Annotated in this window: 27 protein-coding genes; 16 read left to right on the top strand and 11 right to left on the bottom strand. The window is 65.3% G+C overall.

Annotation, left to right across the window (positions count from 1 at the left end; genetic code table 11):
• Positions 1-2: 2 nt before the first annotated feature.
• From LV82_RS12835 to LV82_RS12800, 9 genes are read right to left on the bottom strand one after another with little or no spacing between them, the layout of a single operon-like run.
• Positions 3-650 carry a hypothetical protein gene (locus tag LV82_RS12835; RefSeq protein WP_211289214.1) on the bottom strand — a complete coding sequence of 216 codons (648 nt, stop codon included), beginning with the start codon at positions 648-650 and terminating at the stop codon, positions 3-5.
• Entirely contained in the window at positions 647-1009 is a 363-nt protein-coding gene (locus tag LV82_RS12830; RefSeq protein ID WP_104072310.1) for a hypothetical protein, read from the bottom strand. The genes LV82_RS12835 and LV82_RS12830 overlap by 4 nt, the downstream gene beginning before the upstream one ends.
• Positions 1009-1161 (bottom strand): hypothetical protein, encoded by a 153-nt coding sequence (locus LV82_RS14965; RefSeq protein WP_170063436.1) that lies wholly within the window; start codon positions 1159-1161, stop codon positions 1009-1011. Before LV82_RS14965 ends, LV82_RS12830 begins: the two co-directional genes overlap by 1 nt.
• Positions 1161-1358, bottom strand: a complete 198-nt coding sequence (locus LV82_RS12825) for a hypothetical protein (RefSeq protein ID WP_104072308.1) — start codon at positions 1356-1358, stop codon at positions 1161-1163. The genes LV82_RS14965 and LV82_RS12825 overlap by 1 nt, the downstream gene beginning before the upstream one ends.
• Complete coding sequence (locus tag LV82_RS12820; protein ID WP_104072306.1) at positions 1355-2521, bottom strand: AAA family ATPase; 1167 nt, start codon at positions 2519-2521, stop codon at positions 1355-1357. The genes LV82_RS12825 and LV82_RS12820 overlap by 4 nt, the downstream gene beginning before the upstream one ends.
• Before the next feature lie 13 nt (positions 2522-2534).
• Entirely contained in the window at positions 2535-3458 is a 924-nt protein-coding gene (locus LV82_RS12815) for a PD-(D/E)XK nuclease-like domain-containing protein (protein ID WP_170063435.1), read from the bottom strand.
• Positions 3451-3684 carry a hypothetical protein gene (locus tag LV82_RS12810; RefSeq protein WP_104072302.1) on the bottom strand — a complete coding sequence of 78 codons (234 nt, stop codon included), beginning with the start codon at positions 3682-3684 and terminating at the stop codon, positions 3451-3453. The genes LV82_RS12815 and LV82_RS12810 overlap by 8 nt, the downstream gene beginning before the upstream one ends.
• Positions 3684-4037: a hypothetical protein gene (locus LV82_RS12805; RefSeq protein ID WP_104072301.1), complete on the bottom strand. Its 354-nt coding sequence runs from the start codon at positions 4035-4037 to the stop codon at positions 3684-3686. The genes LV82_RS12810 and LV82_RS12805 overlap by 1 nt, the downstream gene beginning before the upstream one ends.
• Positions 4038-4088: 51 nt before the next feature.
• Positions 4089-4373 (bottom strand): hypothetical protein, encoded by a 285-nt coding sequence (locus tag LV82_RS12800; RefSeq protein ID WP_146065172.1) that lies wholly within the window; start codon positions 4371-4373, stop codon positions 4089-4091.
• Positions 4374-4592: 219 nt separating this feature from the next.
• Here LV82_RS12800 and LV82_RS12795 point away from each other — a divergent pair, with 219 nt between their 5' ends.
• The gene (locus LV82_RS12795) at positions 4593-5519 is read left to right on the top strand and encodes an LAPAL motif-containing putative phage structural protein (protein ID WP_146065171.1); all 927 of its coding nucleotides are present in this window, start codon (positions 4593-4595) and stop codon (positions 5517-5519) included.
• A gap of 107 nt (positions 5520-5626) precedes the next feature.
• Here LV82_RS12795 and LV82_RS12790 read toward each other — a convergent pair whose 3' ends face one another.
• On the bottom strand, positions 5627-6211 hold the full coding sequence (locus tag LV82_RS12790) for a LexA family transcriptional regulator (protein WP_170063434.1): 585 nt from the start codon (positions 6209-6211) through the stop codon (positions 5627-5629).
• A 46-nt stretch (positions 6212-6257) separates the two neighbouring features.
• On the opposite strand from LV82_RS12790, the gene LV82_RS14805 reads away from it, so the two are divergent.
• The 14 genes from LV82_RS14805 (at position 6258) to LV82_RS12725 (ending at position 16020) form a co-directional block, all read left to right on the top strand.
• Positions 6258-6512: a carph-isopro domain-containing protein gene (locus LV82_RS14805; RefSeq protein ID WP_146065169.1), complete on the top strand. Its 255-nt coding sequence runs from the start codon at positions 6258-6260 to the stop codon at positions 6510-6512.
• Entirely contained in the window at positions 6509-6994 is a 486-nt protein-coding gene (locus LV82_RS12785; protein ID WP_146065168.1) for a hypothetical protein, read from the top strand. Before LV82_RS14805 ends, LV82_RS12785 begins: the two co-directional genes overlap by 4 nt.
• A gap of 331 nt (positions 6995-7325) precedes the next feature.
• Positions 7326-7772 (top strand): RuvC family protein, encoded by a 447-nt coding sequence (locus LV82_RS12780; protein WP_104072292.1) that lies wholly within the window; start codon positions 7326-7328, stop codon positions 7770-7772.
• Positions 7769-8716, top strand: a complete 948-nt coding sequence (locus tag LV82_RS12775; RefSeq protein WP_170063433.1) for a helix-turn-helix domain-containing protein — start codon at positions 7769-7771, stop codon at positions 8714-8716. Before LV82_RS12780 ends, LV82_RS12775 begins: the two co-directional genes overlap by 4 nt.
• Positions 8713-9387 carry a hypothetical protein gene (locus LV82_RS12770; RefSeq protein ID WP_104072288.1) on the top strand — a complete coding sequence of 225 codons (675 nt, stop codon included), beginning with the start codon at positions 8713-8715 and terminating at the stop codon, positions 9385-9387. Before LV82_RS12775 ends, LV82_RS12770 begins: the two co-directional genes overlap by 4 nt.
• Before the next feature lie 10 nt (positions 9388-9397).
• Positions 9398-9820, top strand: coding sequence for a single-stranded DNA-binding protein (gene ssb / locus LV82_RS12765; protein WP_104072287.1), 423 nt, complete (start codon positions 9398-9400; stop codon positions 9818-9820).
• A gap of 9 nt (positions 9821-9829) precedes the next feature.
• Positions 9830-10060: a hypothetical protein gene (locus LV82_RS12760; protein WP_104072285.1), complete on the top strand. Its 231-nt coding sequence runs from the start codon at positions 9830-9832 to the stop codon at positions 10058-10060.
• Between the two features lie 125 nt (positions 10061-10185).
• On the top strand, positions 10186-10464 hold the full coding sequence (locus LV82_RS12755) for a DUF2312 domain-containing protein (RefSeq protein WP_104072283.1): 279 nt from the start codon (positions 10186-10188) through the stop codon (positions 10462-10464).
• Between the two features lie 3 nt (positions 10465-10467).
• Positions 10468-10926, top strand: a complete 459-nt coding sequence (locus tag LV82_RS12750; protein WP_104072281.1) for a helix-turn-helix domain-containing protein — start codon at positions 10468-10470, stop codon at positions 10924-10926.
• Positions 10926-12137, top strand: coding sequence for a phage terminase large subunit (terL, locus tag LV82_RS12745; protein ID WP_104072279.1), 1212 nt, complete (start codon positions 10926-10928; stop codon positions 12135-12137). Before LV82_RS12750 ends, terL begins: the two co-directional genes overlap by 1 nt.
• Positions 12137-12547 carry a hypothetical protein gene (locus tag LV82_RS12740; protein WP_104072278.1) on the top strand — a complete coding sequence of 137 codons (411 nt, stop codon included), beginning with the start codon at positions 12137-12139 and terminating at the stop codon, positions 12545-12547. The genes terL and LV82_RS12740 overlap by 1 nt, the downstream gene beginning before the upstream one ends.
• Positions 12548-12668: 121 nt before the next feature.
• A complete protein-coding gene (locus LV82_RS12735) occupies positions 12669-13367 on the top strand; it encodes a hypothetical protein (RefSeq protein WP_146065167.1) in 699 nt (232 codons plus the stop codon).
• A 105-nt stretch (positions 13368-13472) separates the two neighbouring features.
• A complete protein-coding gene (locus LV82_RS12730; protein ID WP_170063432.1) occupies positions 13473-14864 on the top strand; it encodes a phage portal protein family protein in 1392 nt (463 codons plus the stop codon).
• Position 14865: 1 nt separating this feature from the next.
• Complete coding sequence (locus LV82_RS12725) at positions 14866-16020, top strand: phage head morphogenesis protein (RefSeq protein ID WP_104072273.1); 1155 nt, start codon at positions 14866-14868, stop codon at positions 16018-16020.
• Between the two features lie 382 nt (positions 16021-16402).
• Here LV82_RS12725 and LV82_RS12720 read toward each other — a convergent pair whose 3' ends face one another.
• Positions 16403-19207 carry a class I SAM-dependent DNA methyltransferase gene (locus LV82_RS12720; protein WP_104072271.1) on the bottom strand — a complete coding sequence of 935 codons (2805 nt, stop codon included), beginning with the start codon at positions 19205-19207 and terminating at the stop codon, positions 16403-16405.
• A 220-nt stretch (positions 19208-19427) separates the two neighbouring features.
• Here LV82_RS12720 and LV82_RS12715 point away from each other — a divergent pair, with 220 nt between their 5' ends.
• A complete protein-coding gene (locus tag LV82_RS12715; protein ID WP_170063431.1) occupies positions 19428-20336 on the top strand; it encodes an HK97 family phage prohead protease in 909 nt (302 codons plus the stop codon).
• Position 20337 lies beyond the last annotated feature (1 nt).

Raw genomic sequence — 20337 nt, 5'->3', positions numbered from 1 at the left:
GTTTACATCTGCATCTCCACCTGTTCCGGTTCATCCTCGATCAGCGGCCCCCATTGGTCGGCCATTGCGGCGGCGACGCCTGGGAAAAACCTGCTGCGCTCGCGTGACCGATCCGGCCCCGGCGGCATGCGGTGCACGCGGTGGACGACGGCATCCGGCTTCTGCGTGACCGTCGGCTCGAGCGGCGGCAGGTTGTGCAGCCACAGGCAGGTGCGCTTGCTTTCAGGGTCTCCGAATTGCCATGGCTGGATCGACTGAGCTGGCGGCCGATAGTCGCGGATCCGTTCCTTGGCGTAGCGGTGCATCACGGGGTTTTCGATGCAGCGGCGCGGTATGGGCGCATGCCAAAGGTCCGAGAACAGGGCAGCCCCATCGTCAAGTTCGCGCCACATTTCGTCCAGGGACCGGCCTGCAGGCGGTCTGTGCAGCCAGCGGACGCCGGAATTACAGAGCCTGATGCATGGCGGGTGAGCCACGATGAGCATGTCCCAGCCCCAATCCAGGATGTCCCGGACGTCCCCGACGATGTGCTTGTTCGATCTGTCCTCTGCCGGGAGCAGGTCGCACGACCATGCGTCGTGGCCGCGCGCCGCGAATGCGCGCCGGACGACCCCAGAGAACTCGCAGGCGACCAATACGCGGCCCATCATTCGTCCTCCGGCCAGTCTGCGAGCAGTCGCGGAACGATTAGGTCGAGCCTGTAGGCGTTCAGGATCGCCGCGATGATGCGGGCGTCGTCCATCGCGTCTTGCCCAACGGCATCAGCCTCCGTCCCGTTCAAGGCGACGATACACCAGTCGTCGCCATCCTCGTTCGAGTAGCCTGTAGTCATGATCGGCAGGCCCTGCCTGACGTCTCGGGCCCGCTTGGCGACAAACACGGGCAGAGATGACGGAGACGGCAGCAGAGCCAGGCACTCGCTTTCCGCATTCGCCCGTTCGATCACGGCGCGTCCGGTTCCGTAGCCGGGCGTGTTCGCGATCTTGTGCAGATCAGGTTTCGTCGCCATCACCACATCCATACGATCATCAATCCAGCCGCCGCCCAGGCTGCCAGCCCGACCAGCGCCATCGGCAGGATCCACCAGCCGGACGGCCAGGGCCGGTCGGCGTCCAGCTCGTCCTGGCTGCGGAGTTCGGGGAGCAGGTCACGCTTGCTCATCACTCACGGCTCCTCACCTGGGCGCGGCGGATCGCGTTGACGACGGCGTCACCCCATGCGCGGCCGCGATCTTCGGCGACCTGCGCGATCAGCTCGCGCGCCTCGTCGTCCGTCAGGCAGGCCAGCGCGGCGCGTGCCGTCGCCAGCCGCCTCTGGCGCATCAGTTCGCCGTCGGGAAAGCGGATCACCCTGGTCATTGCGCGGACTCCGCATAGCTGGAGAACAGGGCATCGACCTCGGCACGGACGGATGCGTCGGCAGCCGCGATCTGGTCGGCGAAATGCTTGCGCGCCGCTTCGACGCTGACGCCGCTGTCGAGCGCTTCTCGAAGCTCGTCGATCACCGCAGGCTTTTCGACAGGCGGCAGCCCGAACGGATCGTCGTCGTCCTCGCGCGCGGCGTCCGCAGCCTCGGCGATCTCGCGCAGCTCATCGATGATCGTACGGGCTACGGCGCGATGGTCTGTGCCGATTGACTTCCACCATGCCGCGAAGGCCTCTCGACCACCCCGCGCCGCTGCGCGTGCCTCGTCCAGCATCTTCTTGTGCCGCTCGGTGTCGCCCTGGCCCTTGGCCCATTCTGCCATCTTGCGGCCGACTTCGACGCCAAGCGGCATATCGGCCTTGAACAGCGGCTTGAACTGGTCGGCGCACTTGATCTGCCAGACCGGGCAGCCGGGATGCGCCGGGTCGAGGATCATCATCGCGGTCATCTCGAAGATCAGGTCGCCGTCGGCCGCGGGGTCCCACGGCACGTCGGAGCGGCGGGTCTTGGTCTTGCGCGCGTTCCGTCCGGTCTTAGGGTCCTGCATCACGGGCTTGGCGCGTGTGCAGATGACGATGTTTGTGCGGGCGCGCACGATCCTGTCGATCAGGCGGCGATAGCGCGGCTTCACCTGCGCCCAGGCGAGCTGGCTCATGCGATCGCGGCGGCTCTCGTCGCCCCCCGTCAGGCGGTCCAGCGTCTGCGCGTGCAGGTCGAGGACGCCGCCGACGCCTTCCCAGGCGTGGCTGAAACTGTCGATCACGAGCACGGGCAGGTCGGCCGCCTCGGCCGCGTCGATCACCTCGATCCAGCGCTCGGGACCGAAGCCGATCATGTTCCCGGACTCGTCCACGGCCTTCATGTCGAAATGCACCATCTCGGGAAAGGCGTCGCGGTAGTGCAGGGCCCGGCGGTTCTCGGTGTCGACGATGCCGATGGGCGCGCCCTTCTTCCCGGTGATGCCCTCGGCGATGCCGCGGGCCACGAGCAGGGCCGAATAGGTCTTGCCGGAACCGGAGGCGCCGCACAGGCCCAGCGTGATCGTCAGCGGGTCGTGCAGCTCTGATACCGGGATGAAACGGATCTGGGCGGTCATTGTTCTCTCCTGTTCACGGGGCTTGCCATTGCATGGCCGCTTCGATCGCGGCCGCGCTCGGGCGCGACTGGTCCATCATCGCCGTCTCGCGTTCGAGCCAGCGTTCGGCCATCCATTCGGGCAGTTCGACGTGGTGGACGCCTGCGGGGTATCCGGGCCACTCGCCGCTGGTCAGGCAATCGCGCCAGACCTCGCGCGCGTGGCGCATCTTGCGTCGGGCCATCTCCATCGTCAGGCCGCCGAGTTCGATCACGCAGACGCCGTAGGGCGCATCCTTCTCCTGGAAAATGAAGCGGAAGGCGCGTTCTTGGCCTGTCGCTGCCTTCCATGTGTCCATGTAGTGCGCTGCCTGCATGTCGTAGCCGTAGGTCATCACCGCGCGCAGGCACGCGTCCGGGCTGGCGTTGGTCGTGGTCTTGAAGTCGTAGAGCGGCAGGGACGGATCCTCGGGCGCGTTGTCCACCATCGCGCGGCACCACACGCCATCGACCATCGCGAGGGCGGTCATCTCGGACCGCGAAGGGTCCAGCGTGATCCGGTTGGCGTCCAAAGCCTTTCGCGCGGCCTCGGCCATCCGCTCGATCTGTTCCGCCTCGGCGGATTTCAGCGGGGTCAGACCGGCATCACGGGCGCTTGACACGAACTCCTTGGCGGCCTTCGTCGATGCGGCCCCGTTCGCGGCCAGAAGATCGTCTGGGATGACGACCCAGTCGGCCCCGTCACCCAGCACCGCGCGGTGGGCTGCCCGACCGATGTCGAAGGTCTTGCTGTCGGACGGCTCCCAATCCGGGTTCAGACGGGGATGCGCAGTCCAAGCGTGCAGCGGGCTGCGATCGATCACCAGCCGCGCAAGCGTCGAGCTGAGCGTCGGCACATCGCGCAGCTTATCCGCGTGATATGTCGCCGCATCGATGCGGTGAATTCCGGCGTCAATCATCGGAGAACTCCACATCGTAGGCCAGCTCGGCCAATGCCTTGCGAACGTCGGCGGGCAGATCGCGCGGATCGACCGGAACGCCGAGTATCTCGACGCCGTCGATCTGGACGCGCCCCATGTCAGGCTCCCACCATGTGGGCGAGCGCGGGACCGCGTAGTCGCACCGCATCATCGGGGCGCTGAACCGCACGGTCAGCTCTGCGCCGTTCCAGGTTCCCGTGGCCATCACACGCCCCCTTTCGCGCGCAGCGCAGACAGCGTGCCGGAAGAAATGACGGTCAGTCGTTCGCGGCGCATGCGTTCCTCAATGGCGAAGAGGGTGGCGATCGCGCTGTCCTCGACCCATTCGTCGCCGTCGAACGACACCCGGTAGGCATCGCTGCGCTCGCGCTTGATCGTGGCGCCGCGATATTCGGCGCGACCGAGGTCCGCGAGGTCGGCCAGCGCCGTGACGAACGCGCCGTCAACGTGGCGCAGGTCGCCATTGGCCAGCATCTTCTCGATCTCGGCGCAGTCGCCGATCGTGAGGTCGATGCCCCGCCTGTCGCGCAGGCTGTCGATCCATTCTGCGTTATTCATCGCGCTGCCCCTTCTTCGGCTTGATGACGTTCTGATTGATCGGACCCAACATCATGCCGCCCCGTCGCTGATGATCTGGCGAACGCGGACCCGGGTCCGTGCCATGGCTGCGGCGATCTCGGCGCGGATGCCGTTCGCGGCCGATCCGCCCTCACGCGCCAGCCGTTCGAGCCGGTCGGCGTCGCGGTGGTCGATGATGTCGGCGCTGCGCCGCAGGACGTTGATCGCTGCTGCGATCTCCCAGCCCTGGGCTGCGTCCGGGTCGCGCGCGATCTGGCGGGCGCGGACCAGCTCCAGGAACGCCCTGTCGCGGATATAGGTAACGGTGGCGGTCATGATTGCCTCCCATGGTTGCTTCATGGCCGCGATCGGCTGGTGCTTCTTCGGCGGCCATAGGCAATCCATAATGCACCGCGTGGTGTCATGTCAATCCAAAATGCACCGCGCATTAGTGCCCGCCCAGACGCCGCGCCACGAATCGCGGCGTTCGGGTCAGGGTAGGATTGCGGCCGACGCGCGAGTTGTGATTAATTCGCGCCTGAACCCAGGAGCGAGATGAGCATGAGCAAGGCGCAGGTCACGATCGGCTTCGAGGGGGCCGCCGCCCAAGGCGAAATGGAGGTTGCCGATCTGGCGCCCCTGCTTGTGGCTTGGGCGGAAGTTTTCAAGGCGGCCAGTGCCGCATTGAACGGGGATCGCGCCACGACCCGTGTCGCCGTCAAGGCGACAGCCCCGGGCAGTTTTCTCGTGCAGCTGGCCGTCGATGTTGGCGTCATGGATCAGCTTCTTGGTCTGCTCGATTCTGTCGCCGACAATCCCGGCCGCATAACAGCCGCCAATGCGCTGCTTGATCTCATTCTCAAGTCCGGCGCCGTTTGCGGCGGCGCTGTTGGCCTTTTCGAGGTGATCAGGCGTCTGCGCGGGCGCAGGCCGGATGCCACCGAACGACATGGCGATGGTTCCATCACCATCGAGGTCGACGGGGCGAAGATCCACCTTTCGCTGCCAGCGGCGAAGCTGATCGAGGATCATGCCTTCCGCGAGCGGGTTGCTGATCTGGGAGAGCGGGTCAGCGCAACCGAGGGAATTGATGAAACTTTCGCAGTCGGCAACGATGGCAAGAAAATCTGGTCGTTACCCCGTTCGGATGCCCTGTCCTTGCGCCTTCCGGCACTGGAAGGTGCCGAACCGGAAATAGTGACCACCGAACGCGAGGTGTGGCTAGAGCTGGTCAGCACGCATTTCAAGGGCGGCTACAAGTGGCGCTTCACCGACGGTGAGAACACATTTACGGCCACCATTGAGGACGAGGACTTTCTGACGAAGGTCGAGAACGGTGACGTTGCGTTTTCCGCCGCCGACAAGATCCTCGTGCGCCTGCGGGAGGAGCAGGAGATCGGATCCGAGATCAAGAAACTTGGCACGCGCATCATCCGGGTTATCAAGCATGTCCCGGGTCCAAAGCAGATGAGGCTTCTGTAATTGCGGCAATAGATGCACCGTCGAACGGGATCCCGGCAGCGTCAAATCAGCCCAGAATGCAACCACATCATCAACCCCACCGGCGCCCCACCGCATGGCGTGGCCGCTCATGCGCGCTTGACCCAGGCGATTTCTGCCGCCCAGTCCAGCTTAACGTTGTGGATCGGCGGCGCGTTCCAGCTTTCCAGCGTGAACGTCCCGTCAGGGTTCTTGCGGACGATCTTGACGAAGCGGCGCCCGTCGGGAAGCCCAACCACGCATTCGCGGCCGTCGATCCGATCCAGCGGCGCGTGCCGGTCGTAGATCAGCACGTCACCGTCCATGTACCGGGGCCACATGCTGTCGCCCCTGACCCTGACGGCAACCGCATCGGGCCCGATCCCCGGCGGCGGATCAATCTCGTCCAGGGCACCCGTTCCGTCATCCAGCGTGAACACTTCCGCACCCGCACCGACATAGCCGACCAGCGGGACTGCCTTCTTCTCCGGCCCGCCCGTGCCAAACAGTATCCATTCCGGCGAAACGCGGAAGGCGCGGGCGTACTTTATGGCGTCTGGTCTCCTGAACCCACGTGTCCCGTTCTCGTGGTGTCTATAGGTTACAATTTGCCAACCGAACCGGCGCGCTGCGTCGGCGGCTGTTTCATAGCCAGCTCTTTCTCTGGCTAAACGTAGTCGTTCACTTGGCTCCATGGCTGAACTCATAACGCCTTGTGCGGTGCGAAAGGGATTGACATGAATGCTAAAGCAATCCATTTTGCACCGCATGAACCAGAAGGAACTCATATCGATTTGGGGAAGCGCAGCTGCGCTTGCTCGCGCCCTGAATAAGCCGGAAGCGACAGTCAACCACTGGTTCCAGCGCGGCTCCATCCCGGCGAAGCACGACGCGGCGATCATCGAGGCCGCGCGGCGGGCAGGGCATGTCGTGACGCCGGAGGACCTGTTCAAGCTTCGGCAGGAAATGGCAAGGCGGATGGAGCGCGCGGCATGACATGGTCAGACGATCGTCCCGCTGGACCGGCTGAAAGGCACGGAAAACATCGTTCCGCGCCCGTTCAGAGGCTGCACATCGACACCGCGATGGATGCGATGTGCGAGCGCTACGGTGACCACGACGCGATTGCCGAGCTGATCGCCGCAAGGTGGGGCACGAACACCTGCCACGCGACGATATCGCGCAAGAGATCAGGTTCTTTGTCGTGGTCCGTTATGGATGTCGTCGCGATCGAGGACGCTCTTGGAAGCTATCCGGTCACCAAGCTTCTGGCGCGACGCATCGAATGGTGCAGATCATCCCTTAGCCCTGTCGATGCCGCGAAAGCGCTTGCCAAGGAGGCAGGAGAGGCTATTGCCGCGATGACCGGGGCAGCCTTGAGCGGCGGTCTGTCAGACAGAGCCCAGGCAATCACGGAAATTGACGAGGCAATCGAGGCACTGCGCGCGGCGCGGGCTGCCTTGGAGGCCCAGAAATGAGAATGCGCGGCCGGGTGACGAGTGGTGGTTTCCCTGGTGCGTCGAGCCGGGCGGCGCGGCCGCGATCCCGGCAATCCTCCCTGTTGGTTGGGCGATGTGCCTGCCTCGACTCCCCGGCGGTGCGGTCTGCCCGCCGGGGCCTTTTGGGAGCCCAATTCGCGCCGATGGCGCATACGACGTCCGGCCGCATGTCGCGGCGGATCCCTGCCGGCGGGGTGCCGGTTCTTCAAGGTAAGGTCGTCGGGACGCGGCGTGGGTGGCCTACATCCTTTGCCCACGCCGCAGCCGCCCTTCGGCCGTAGCGCATTTCCGGCAGCGGGAAGGGGGACGCATGACCGTCATCATTGGCATTGATCCGGGTCGAAACGGCGGCATGGCCCGCCTGTACCGAGGTGACTGCGGCATGTGGCGCGTTGACGTGATCGACCTGCCGCAGACGCCGGGCGACCTGGAGATCGCGCTGGCGCAGGCGCGGCCTGCCGCGTTCGCGGTGGTCGAGAAGCCGTTCTACCCGCCGCATATCGGCATCCGCAGCATCGCCCGGATCGCCGAGGGCTATGGCGCTCTGAAGGCGATGCTGTTCGCGGCCGGGATCCCGATCCGGGAAGTCGCGCCGCGTGAGTGGAAGGCAAGCCTGAACGTGCCGGCCGACAAGGCCGCCGCGCGCAGGCGGGCGGAAGAGTTCTTTCCCGACGACGCGCATCAATGGTCGCGCGCGAAGGACGACGGGCGCGCGGAAGCCGCGCTCATCGCATGGTATGGGAGGCGCTGGGCGTGAGTATCGACCTGATCAGGGCGATCTGGGACCGCGGGCCGGAGTCGCCGAACGAGCGGTTCGTGCTGGTGGCACTTGCTGACTACGCGAATGAGCATGGAGAGTGCTGGCCATCAATAGACGGACTGTGCAGGAAGACGCGTCTTTCGGAGCGCGGTGTCCAGTCGATCCTGAGGCGCCTTGAGAAGGCAGGATGGGTGCGCGTTGTGGCCGGTGGCGGTCGCAGCAACACCAACCGCTACACCATCGTGTTGCCCGTTGACCTAAAACAAAACCCCGCACCAGATGCACCGTTTACAGGCGAAAACCCCGCATTGCGTGCGGGGATTAAAGACGAAACCCCGCAGGAGAAACACCGTTTTTCGGCGCAAAACCCCGCAGCAGCTGCACCTTTCAAGGAAGAAACCCCGCAGCTGAGTGCAGAAAACCCCGCAGCAGCTGCACCCGAACCACCATTAACCACCAATGGTATGGTGGTGGTGGGGGATGCGCGCGCGCGCGATCAGCTTCCGGTTGATCGGTCGAACGTGGTCCCGCATCCCGCCGCCGCGACCGCCTCGGCCGACGAGCTCTACGACCGCGTCCTCGCAGCCGCAGGCCTCACATCGGGCAGGCTGCCGACATGGTGGCTGCCACCGGCCGCAACGCTCCACGTCGCCAAGTGGCGCCAGCTCGACCTGACCGACGACGAGATCGTCGAGGTCGTGCGGCAGACGCAGGCGCGCTTCGACGACAGGCCCACCAGCCCAAAGGCGTTCGATTTCGCCATGCGCCGCTACGCCGCCGAGAAGAACCACCAGATCGAAACGCCGCAACCCGCGGCCCAGCAGGAAACCCGGACCGGCGGCAAGTCGCAGAAGGATTACTTCGACGGATACCTCGAGCGGCTCAAGAAGCGGCTAGGCGTCGATGACGAAGAGTTCGAAAAATACTTGAGGCTCCAATGACCAACCAGATGCACAAGATCGCGATCACCGGGCGGCTGACCAGCTTCCTGCGCCGCAGGGCAAAGCCGCGCCACCTGGCCGAGGACGAACAGGCAACCGACGCCGAGATCGAGGCGCTCGCCCGCCGCATCGTCGCCTACGCACCCACCGACCAGGCGGGACTCGCGGAATGGTGGGAACGCTTCGAGCGCCGCCTCGAGGACGCCGGCAACGGGCGCCATTGGCCGTCGCCGCGCGAGGTCAGCGAGGCCGCGTCCCAGACGCCGAGATCGGCACGCCAGGCGCCCGACGCCGCCGTCGAGGTCGAGGTCGGGTCCCGAGAATGGCAGCTCGACGTCCTCGCCAGGCGCATCCGCGAAGGCCTGCCCGTCAGCGAAATGGACCTGTGGGGCCGCAACGCCGTCGAGCTCATCCGATCGGGCAGGGTCGACCGGGAGCAGATCGAACGGGCCCGGCTGGCCTACACCGCCGAGCTCGTCGACCTCTACGGCGAGGCTGCCGCCGCGGCGCGCATCGCCCAGCTCGCGGCGCATCACGAGGCCTGCCTCGGCGCGGCGTCGGAACGCCCGCAGACAGGCGCGCGGCCAGACCGCAGGGCCAGCGCAGCCGCCGCGGCGCGCATCCTGGCCACGGCCGCGGCATCCGTCTCGGCGACGAAACCGGCGGCATGAGGGGGGAACCATGGCTGGCGTCAACAAGGCAATCATCGTCGGAAACCTCGGCGCGGACCCGGACGTGCGGACGTTCCAGGACGGCAACAAGGTCTGCAACCTGCGCGTGGCAACCTCCGAAACCTGGAAGGACAAGGCCACGGGCGAGCGCCGCGAGCGCACCGAATGGCATAGCGTGGCGATCTTCGGACCGCTCGCCGACGTCGCGCAGCGCTACCTGCGCAAGGGGTCCAAGGTCTACCTCGAGGGCAAGCTGCAGACCCGCAAGTGGCAGGACCAGTCAGGCCAGGACCGATACACGACCGAGATCGTCCTGCAGGGCTTCGGCGCGCAGATGGTCATGCTCAGCGGCACGCCAAGCGCATCAGACGCGCCAGACACAGCCACGGACCTGCCCCGGCGCACGGCCATGGACGACGACATCCCGTTCTGAGAGGGCAAGATGAAGCGCGTGGATCCAAAAGTCGAAAGCCTGATCGTCGCGATCGAAAGCGCGCCACGGCGCGAAATCATCGTCTACCACGAGGGAAGGCCGGGCTTATTGCCGCGCAACATCGCCGAGGCGGCGCGCAGGATGCACCACGCCGGCAAGTGCACGCTTGCCCAGCGGCCGACCAGGCATTTCACGGCGGACGGCGAAAGGATCTGGCAATGGGTGGCGATCACATGCTGATCCAGCGCAGGAAATGGCCCGTGGAGCCGATATGCTGGCCGCTGAGCAGCCTTTGGCGTATTTCGGGTGTCAGGGGGTGCCGATAGCGGCTAGCGGGCGTCAGAGAGCAAAAAATGGGGGTGAAGATGAAATACAGGCACGACACGGAATTCGAGAAGGCGGCAGATACGGCCTTTCGCGTAACCGCGCTCGAGCTGCGACAGTTCGTCGAACGCTACGAGCGTCTCGAGGCCGACAAGAAGGAAATCGCCGACCAGCAGAAGGAGCTGATGGCCGAGGCCAGGGCGCGCGGATACGACACCAAGGCCATGCGCCAGATCGTGCGCGAACGCGCCAGAAGCCGCGAAGAGGTGCAGGAGGAACAGGCCGTCCTCCAGCTCTACCGCGATGCGCTGGGGATGTGAGCCATGCCGAGACTGAGTCCGGAACAATGGGCCGACGTCCGAGCCGAGCGCGAGGCGGGCGCGACATTCCGTGAGCTGGCCGACAAGTTCGGCGTCAGCGATGCCGCGATCGTCAAGCGCGCCAAGGCCGAAGGGTGGGGCGACGGCACCGATGTGCGCGAGGCAATCCGCCGGAAAGTTAGCGAAAAGGTTAGCGGAATGGTTAGTACCGCTGACCCGAAAAGAAGGGCCGAGGCGCTCGACAGGGCGGCCGAGCGCGCCGCCGAGGTCATCGAGCGGCACAAGGCGGACTGGGAGCAACACCGCCAGCGCTTCGGGGCCGTCACGACCGATTTCGAAAGCGGAAAGCACGCCAAGATCAACGCCGAGATGCTGACCATCCGGCAGCGCGGCGAGCGCCTTGCCTGGGGGTTGGAGGACACCAACCCGGCGCCGAAGATCGAGATCAAGCGGGAGTGGTGATGGGCGAGGCCTTGGAAATCCGGATCGCGCCGCCCGAGCTGCACCCGGGGCAGCGCCGCATCCTGGACGATCCGGCCCGCTTCAAGGTCGCGTCATGCGGGCGGCGCTTCGGCAAGACGCGGCTCGCCTGCGAGTGGCTGACGCTTCTGCCGGGGGCCGCGATCGAGGGCAGCCCGGTCGCGTATTTCGCGCCGACCTACAAGCTGCTGTCCGAGGTGTTCGGCCTGATCGAGCGCACGATGGCGGGCGTGGCGAAGCGGGTGAACCGGCAGGAGATGCGGATCGAGCTGGTCACGGGCGGGGCCATCGACTTCTGGACGCTCGAGGACCCGGACGCCGGCCGCGGGCGGCGTTACAGGCGGATCGTGATCGACGAGGCGGCCCATGCGCGGCACCTGCGTGACGCTTGGGAACAGGCGATCCGGCCCACGCTGACGGATTACCGCGGCGAGGCGTGGTTCATCTCGACGCCCAAGGGGCTGAACTTCTTCCACGATCTGTTCCGGCGCGGCGAGAGCGAGGAATACCAGAACTGGGCCTCGTTCCACATGCCGACATCGGCCAATCCGTACATCGCGCCCGAAGAGATCGAGGAGGCCCGCGCCCAGCTGCCCGAGCTGGTGTTCCGGCAGGAATACCTGGCCGAGTTCGTCACGATGGGCGCGGGGCTGGTCAAGCCGGAGATGGTCCGCCTCGGCGCCGCGCCGCGCGACCTGCCGATCACGCTTGGCGTGGATCTCGCCATCTCGACCAGGGACGGCGCGGATTTCACGGCCATCGTCGCCATGACCCGGGATCCCAATACCGGGACCGTCTACATCGTCGAGGCCGAGCGCTTCCGCGGCGAGTTCCGGGAGATCGTGGACAGGATCAGGACATCGGCCGAGCGCCACCGGGCGAAGCTGGTCGCGATCGAGCAGACGCAGTTCCAGGCGGCGGTCGTGCAGGAGCTGGCGCGCACGACGAAGTTGCCCATTCGTGGGGTGCGCCCGGATCGCGACAAGGTGACGAGGTTCCTGCCGCTTCTCACGCGCTACGAGCAGGGCATGGTCGTGCATGACCCGTCCGGCGTGCCGCCATGGTTCCGCGACGAGCTTCTCGCCTTCCCCGAGGGACAGCATGACGACGGTGTCGATGCCGCCGCGCACGCATTCGCCGCGCTTGGCATGTCGTCGGGGCCGGTGGTCATTCCCGGCCGGAGGGTGTTCTGATGGCCCTGTGCGCGACGATGGAGATGCTGGCCGAATACGTCGGTCCGAAGACGGCACTGAAGCTTGTGGAGGCCTTCGGCGGCACCGATCTTCGCGTCCCGAGGCGCCGGGCCGGAAATACCTGGGCGAAGCTGGTCTCGGCCCTTGGCGATGAAGAGGCGGCGCGATTCGTGCACCTGTTCTCCGGCGAGCGTATCTACGTTCCGACCAACGCGGACGGACAGAGAGAGCAGCTGAGGAACGCGATCATTCGCGAGCTTCGCAAGGGGCGCAGCCCAGAAGAGGTTGCCGCCGACGTCCGTGTGATCGGCCGCGTGAGCGTTCGGCATGTCCGGCGGATCGCCAGCAATGTCCGCCAGGAGATCGAAGCGAGCCAGATGCAGCTGCCGCTGCTGCCTCCCAAGATGTGATCACAAAAGGTGACTTGCGCGCAACAGTTGTGGCGCGCGACGTGTCATCGCGTTGTGGATGCCGGCGGAACTGCTTTTACTGCACGCGCGGGATGCAACCCGCAAAGGCAGGAGAGCAGTTATGAAATACGTTTCTACAGCGGCTTTGATCGCGTCGCTTCTGGCAGGTCAGTCGTTTGCTGCCGAGGTCACTGGCGGTGATATCCAGCTGAGATATTCGACATTCACCGGTGATGACCTCGACTACGATGCGACGTCGATTTCCGGCTCCGTCGAGGTTGGATTTACCAAGCAATTCTCGGTTCAGGGCGATATCGGCTTCAGGTTCTTCGACAATGACATCGACTCGAACTACCTCACGCTGCACGGCATCGGCCATGTGAGCGATGCAACATCCGTCGGGCTTTTCGTTGGTCGCGAAGAATTCGAAGGCTTCGGTGAAACCGTCTACGGGGCCGAGGTCGGGCACGAGTTCGGCAGCCTGTCCGGAGAGGCCTATGTGGCGCTCTCGGAAATCGAAGGTGCCGATGTCACGCTTCTGGGGATCAGCGCCGATTATGCCGTCACCGAAGCGTTCAAGCTCGGTGTTGCCTATCACAACGTGGACCTGGAAGGGTTCGACGCCTCCCGGATTGCCCTTCGCGGGGAATACGGTATGGGTGGATTCAGTGTCACCGGCGAAATCGGATCCGGGGAACTGGATCAGTCGCTGGGCGGCGGTTCCGAAACCTTCATCGGTATCGGCCTGAAGACCACCTTCGGCGCTTCGCGCGGCTCGACGTTCGAGCGCCGCAGTCTCTTTGAGCTTTTCCCCGGGTAAACTTCATCTCGAACCCTCGAACTCGCAAGGGCCGGCACAGCTGGCCCTTTTTTGTCGGACAGCGGTCCGGCAGATTTGATCGCGGCAATGTGCCATCGTCACCCCATGGCACGGAAACCTGCAACACTCACGTCCGCGATCTCGATCGAGCGCATTCTGTCGCGGTTCACATGGATCGGCGATGCCGACGAGCTGCTGCTACGCCTTGGCATCAGCCGGTCGGCGCTGCGTCAGGTGGCCGACGACGACGAGGTCGCATCGGCGCTGGAGACGCGGCGGCACGCCGTGGTCGGAACGCCTTGGCGCATCGAGGGGCAGCGCGCAAGGGCCCGCGATTTCGTCTGGTCCGAGCTGGAGCCGCACGCCGTCGACATCATGGAAGCGATCTGGGAGGCCGTCCCATACGGTTACTCGGTCTTCGAGGTCGTGTTCGCGGATCGCGGCGGCGGTCGGATCGGCATCGAGCGCATCGTGCGGCTGCCGTTCGACTGGTACGTCGTGCGGCCCGACGGGACGCTGCTGCGCCGCGACACGATGCAGCCAGAGGACGTGCCGGAGAAGTTCTTCCTGACCGTCCACAACGGCTCGATCCGCAAGCCGATGGGCGATGCGCTGCTGGCAAAGGCGTGGTGGCCGTGGTTCTTCCGCACGCATGGCTGGAAGATGTGGTCACGGTTCCTCGAGAACACGGCCGTGCCTCTCCTGGTCGGGCGTTCGGCCACGGATCGCGAGGCGGTTATCGAGCAGCTGAAGGCCATCACGTCGGGCCCGGCGGTCATCGTCGGCCCGGACGAGGACGTGCAGCAGCAGGGCCAGTCGCCGTCCCGGAACTTCGAGGCCTTCGAGGAGGCCTGCGCGCGCCGGATCCAGCGGCTGATCCTCGGCCAGACGCTGACGTCGGGCACCGACGGCGGATCGGGCAACCGCGCCCTGGGCGAGGTGCACGAGCGCGTGCGCGAGGAAAAGCGCCGCGCCGATATCCGCATGGTGGTCCGCACGATGCAGACCGTGGTCGACCGCCTGTCGTGGCTGAACGGCTTCGGGCGCGGGCTGTCGTTCGTCATGGAGGACGCCAAGAGCCTCGAGGCCGACCGCGCGTCGCGCGACGAGGTGCTCTGGCGGCAGGGCGTCCGTTTCACGCCGCGCTACTACGAGGAGAAATACGGGCTTGAGCCCGACGACTTCGCCATCGATCAACCTCAGGACGGTGGCCGGGCGGCCTTCTCGTTCACCGACGCCCAGCAGCGCTTCACCGACGGGCAGCAGCGCATCGAGGACGCGATCGCGGGCCTCACGGACTCCGCCCATGGCCCGATCCCGCCGGCGGCCATCGCATCGGCGATCCGCGGGGCGCGGGACAAGGCAGAGCTGGCCGCGCGTCTGGCGGTCGTGGCCGCCGGAGCGGACGACCACACGTTCAGGCAGATGCTGGAGCGCGCGATGCTGGCGGCTGACCTGACGGGCGTCATCGAGGCCGAGCGAACGGCGGAGGAGTGACATGCCCGCAGCAGATGGCGGCGGCATCTCCTTCGATGCGCCGTTTCATGTACAGGTCGCCCAGGCGCGCGCCATGGCACCGATGCTGGCCGAGGCGTTCTACGGCCTGACGCCGGAGAAGCGCGCGCTGGCATTCACGGTCTCAGGGCTCGCTCGGCTCGACCAGGTGCAGGCCGTTGCCGACAGCCTGATCCGGGCGGAGGAACAAGGCTGGTCCTTCGCCAGGTGGAAGGCCTGGGCCGAGGCGCAGGAATGGACACTACCGCGTCACCGGCTCGAGACGATCTTCCGCACGAACCTGCAGACCAACTACATGGCCGGGCATTGGCGCAACTTCGAGCTGGCCCGCCGTTCGCGCCCCTGGCTGATGTTCGATGCCATCAACGACAGCCGCGTGCGGCCGCATCATCTCGCGCTGGACGGCGTGATCCGGGCCGTGGACGATCCGGTATGGGACAGGATCTCGCCGCCACTGGGGTTCAATTGCCGCTGCACGCTGCGGTCCCTGACCGACCGGGCCGCGCGTCGTCGCGGCGGCAGGACCGAGATCATTCCGGCCGAGGGGCACGCCGATGGCGGGCAATGGGGCAGGCGGCCGCGCAAGCTGCTTGAGCGCCTGAGCGATCCCGTCGAGGCAAGGGCCGCAAGATGCGATGCGCGCGACTTCGTGTCTGACCCGACGGGCAGGCCGATCTGGTGCTCGGAGGCACGCGCGGCGGAGCTCCTGACCCTGCTGACGGCATATACGCGCCCGGACCCCGAGACGTGCGCCGCCGCAGCGAGAACGGAGCTGTTTCGGGATTTCGTCGAAGGCGCGCCTGGGGCGCCAGATCTATGGCCGATCGCCGCGCTGGACGATGACCTGATGGCGACACTCGGAGTGCGGAACAGGGTCGTCTGGCTGTCCCGGCAGACGCTTGCATCCCATCTCGCAAAGCATCCTGAAATCGGTGCCGAGCAATACGCAATGATACAGGAAATGGCCACATCGGGGCATGTATGGGCAGCGCGTTCAGATCGCCATTTCCTTTTCGTACTTGGAGGATACAGGCTGACCGTGAAGGTCGAACGCAGCCTTCAGTGGAGTTGGGCCGTGTCTCTGTTCAGAGTTGGCGGAAGAAAGCTTGTGCCCGCAAAATCGACGCGTATCCGATGATTGGCAGCGGCCCGGGGCGGCGGATCCCGGTTGCCTCATCAAGCGCCGTTGGGCGCAAGGGCAAGCCAGCCTGATAGCGACGCTGCCGACCACACTATAGCGTGACTTTGCGTTGAGTAAAAGCGCGAGCTGTCCCGGGTCGGCACGCCCGGTCACCTCCTCATGGCAATGCCAAGGGTGAGGGAGCCATTGCCGACAGCTCAGGCGAAATATTTGTGGGCGTCTCGTCCATTGTCAAATGCTGCGGTGAGAAGCGCCCCGGGTGGCGCCCGGTCCCGCGTACATGCAAGGCATGGCAGGGTCCGCCGTGACAGCGCTTCCCGCATGATGGTGTTGGATATCGCAGCGGATTTCAATTGCTCAAGTCGCCAAAGGATACAGATCAACGACTTCTGGAACGCCGTGGCCGCCTGATGAGGGTCGCGGCGGCGGCTTCGTAAAGCGCCAGCAGATGCTCGGCCCGTTCAATCTCGGTGTCGAAGCCCTGCCGGCGGTAGAGGCGGTCGATTGCGCGGTCCAGCGCGCGGTGGGCGGCGCGCAGGTCGGCGGGCATGGCGTCGGGGTCGTAAAGGTCGGCCAGCGTGGCCTGGGGATGCGCGGCGCGGGCGTCGAGCACCGCCTGCGCCAGCGACTCGATGCGCGGGGTTGCGAGCGTTTCCAGCCCGCCCGGCGGCAGCGGAAAGGTATTGTATACAATTCCGATACCATATTGGTAATCGCTCTTGAGCCGCCCGGTCACAAGCCGCATCCAGGCCATGTGCATGGCAGAGGTCAGCAGCGCGAAATGGGCCAAGGTGGCATCCGGGAGTATCCGAAGCTTGTTGCTCGGGATCACCGGCGGCTCCAGCCAGCCGATGGGCATGATGTCGCGGCGTTCCGAACTCACCTCGGGCAGCACGAGGAAAGGGCGGTCAGGGATGACGGTGACATTGAAATCGCCTGGGGTTTGCGCCTTCTCAAGCGTCTGCTTTCTTTTGCTTCTCGATCGGAATTCTCGAACCTTTCGAATTCGTTCGAGGATGCCCGGCAGACGGCGCAGTTCCGCGGGCGGGATCGAGTCGGGATGCACGATCCATCGCCGCCCGCCGTTGAGGAATTCCTGCGCGCCGATGAAGGGGCGGAACCAGCGCGCCTCGGCCGGTTTGGAGGCCTCGAGTTCGCGGTATTCCTCCTCGCTGAGGATGTAGTGCCCGTCATCGATCGGCTGTGAGCCCGAGATGATGGACGGCATCCCGTTGATGGGTCGCGCCTCCTCCTTCACGACGACATGCGGATCGGCCAGCCGCCGTCCGTCGGTGAGGTAGGCGGTGATGACCGGCACGCTGACCTCCTGCGGGTCGGCGGTGATGCTGGGATAGAGGAACAGCCGCTTGTCCTTCGGCGCGCGCCCGCGCCGGTCGAGCCCGACGATCACCACATGCACCTGCGCCACGCCGCGCGCCTCGTTGCCCCATTTGAACGGGCGGTGGGCGAATGAGATTTCGACGCCCCCGCGCCCGAACAGGATCGGCCAGAGCTGGGCAACCTGTTCGCCCTGGCAGATTGAGGAGGTGGCGACGAAGCCGATGCGGGGCGGGGCGGCGCCGGCTTTATCGGCCTTTGCGGCGTATTCCGCGGCCTTGATGAACCATGCCGCCACAAAATCGAGCGTGCCGCCCGAGCCGCCCAGCCGGGCGATCCGCCGCACCTGGGCGCGCTGCGCGGGGGTCTGGACCTTGGCGCCCAGGAAGGGCGGGTTGCCCAACAGGAAGTTGCACCTTTCGGCCGGCAGAAGGTCATCCCAGTCAGTTTCCAGCGCGTCGGCGTGGCGAATGTTCGGGCTCTTCTTCAGCGGAATTCGCGCGAAAGACTTCCCGAATTCGCGCCCGAGCCGGTCGTTCATGATGTGATCCATCATCCACAGCGCGGTCTCGGCGATGCGGGCCGGAAACTCCTCGATCTCAATGCCGTAGAACTGATCAACGTCGATCCGGGACATGAACTGGACGTCCATCTCCAGAGTGCGCGCATCCTCGCGCTCCGCCTGCAGCTCCTTCAGAAGGTCGATCTCGAGCTGGCGCAGCTCTCGATAGGCGATGACGAGGAAGTTGCCGCAACCGCAGGCCGGGTCGAAGAAGGTCATGGATGCCAAGCGGGCGTGGAACTCCTCCAGTCGCTTCCGACGTCCTGTCTTGAGGACACGGATGCGCTCGAATTCGTCGCGAAGATCATCAAGGAACAATGGTCCGATGACCTTCAGGATGTTCTTCTCGGACGTGTAATGTGCCCCCAGCGCCCGGCGGGCCTGCGGGTCCATGACCGACTGGAACAGCGCCCCGAAGATCGCAGGCGAGATCCCGGACCAGTCGAAGCGCGCCGCTTCGAGAAGTTTCTCACGCATGTCGCCATCGAAGGAAGGGATGCGGAGACTCTCGGCGAAGAGTTCGCCGTTGACGTATGGAAAAGCGGCAATGTCGGCCGGAAGATTACGCGGACGGAGGTCTTCCGGCGTATTGAGAACCTGGAATATCTGGGCAAGCAGCGGCCCAGTATCGGACCCATCCTCGCGGGTGCGCGACTCGAGCGTGTCAACGAACAGGTTGCGCTCGAAGATGCCCGTATCGTCTGCAAAGAGGCAGAAGGCGATCCGAACCAGAAAGCGCTCAAGATCGTGACCCGAATAGCCCGCATCCTTGAGCGCATCGTGGAGTCTTCCCACAAGCTCGGCGGCTTCAAGGTTGACAGGGTCTTCATCCCGGAAGGTGGTCGGTGTAACCCCGAGGATGAAGCCGAATTTCTCGACATGATCGGGCAATTGCTCAAGCGAGAACTGCGTTTCTTCGCTCGTCTCGAGGTCAAGCATCTCGAAGGTCTGGAAGTCAGAGAGCACGATGTAGCGTGGCAACTCGGAGTCCTTGAGGCCGTCGAGATAGTCCAATGCCTGCTGACGTGCCTGCGCCAGATCACGGCCGGCGCTTTTTTGTTCCGCGAGCATGACGCCCTTCCAGAACAGGTCAATGAACCCAGTGCCGCCGCCGAGTTTTTGCACCTGACGCTCGAACTGTGCCACACGGCGCCGCGGAACGCCGAACACCTGAAAGAAATCATTCCAGAACGATTGGGCCTCGCCCTTCTCATAGGATTCGCCGCGCCAAGAATCGGCAAATTGCTGCGCGCGCGCCCTGACTTCAGGCCAACTGAGTCTCATGCACTCTCCCCGATCATGATGCTGGACGATTGCCCGCCAAGCGCGAAAGGTCAATCCATCCGTGGCGCGGCCATGACACCGCATCATCTGTACCGCCGCACCGGCGAAACACATCTAAGTCATTAATATAGCTTGATAAAGTTGTCGGACCGCTGTCCGCACAACTCGCTCGACGATGTGTGGCACGATCGCGCCGAAGATGGTGCAATCGGAGACCGCCATGACCAAGACAAAGCAGCGGACGGCAACCGTGACGTTCGCGGTCAGCCACGAGAGCCAGGAGGACGGCCCGGTCCGCTTCCATGGCGTTGCCTATTCGGGAAACCCTGTCGATCAGTACGGGCAGACGTTCGTCGTCGACCTGGCTGGCGTCACCGACGCCGAGATTCCGGTCCTGACGGACCATGACAACGAGATCGACGCCCTGGCAGGCAAGGGCCGCATCTTCGTGGCCGATGCCGAGGATGGCGGCAAGGAGCTGCGGATCGAAGGCCAGCTGTCCCGCACGACCGAAGCCGGGCGCCAGATCTCCGGGCTTCTGGCCGAGGGCTTCCCGCTGCGCATGTCGATCGGGTTTCGGTCGCGTTTCGAGGAGATGACCGAAGAGACGGACGTCAACGGTCGGCGCGTGCGCGTCGATTTTGTACTGCGCGACCCGAAGATCCACGAGGTTTCGTTCGTCGCGGTCCCCGCCGACCAGTTCGCCGGCGTTCGCGAGGTGATGATGTGCGCGGATATCGAGCCTCCGAAGTCAGACCCGGAGCCGCAGGAGGATCCCGAGCGCGCCCGCCTTGAGGCCGAGCTTGCGGCCGCGACCGCGCGGGTCACCGAGCTTGAGGCACAGATCGCCGAGATGCGCGCCGAGGTTCGAAAGCAGCGCCTCAGCGCGGCATTTGCCGCGCATGGACGCGAGGTGCCCGATGACATCGGCCCATGGGTCGAGATGAGCGACAAGGCCTTCGATGCTGCCCTGTCTGCCCTGTCCGAGGCCGGGGCGAAGCCCCCCGTGGACCCGAAGCTGTTCCGTTCGTCCGCGATCGACCGCGCCACGAGCGGCAGCAACATCGAACCGTCCGCCCGCCTGTTCCAGGCGGTCGAGGCCCTTTCAACACGCAATCGGGTGAACTGAC

Source organism: Albidovulum inexpectatum (genome assembly GCF_002927635.1).
GTDB lineage: Bacteria > Pseudomonadota > Alphaproteobacteria > Rhodobacterales > Rhodobacteraceae > Albidovulum > Albidovulum inexpectatum.
This window is presented reverse-complemented; position numbering and strand designations above follow the sequence as displayed.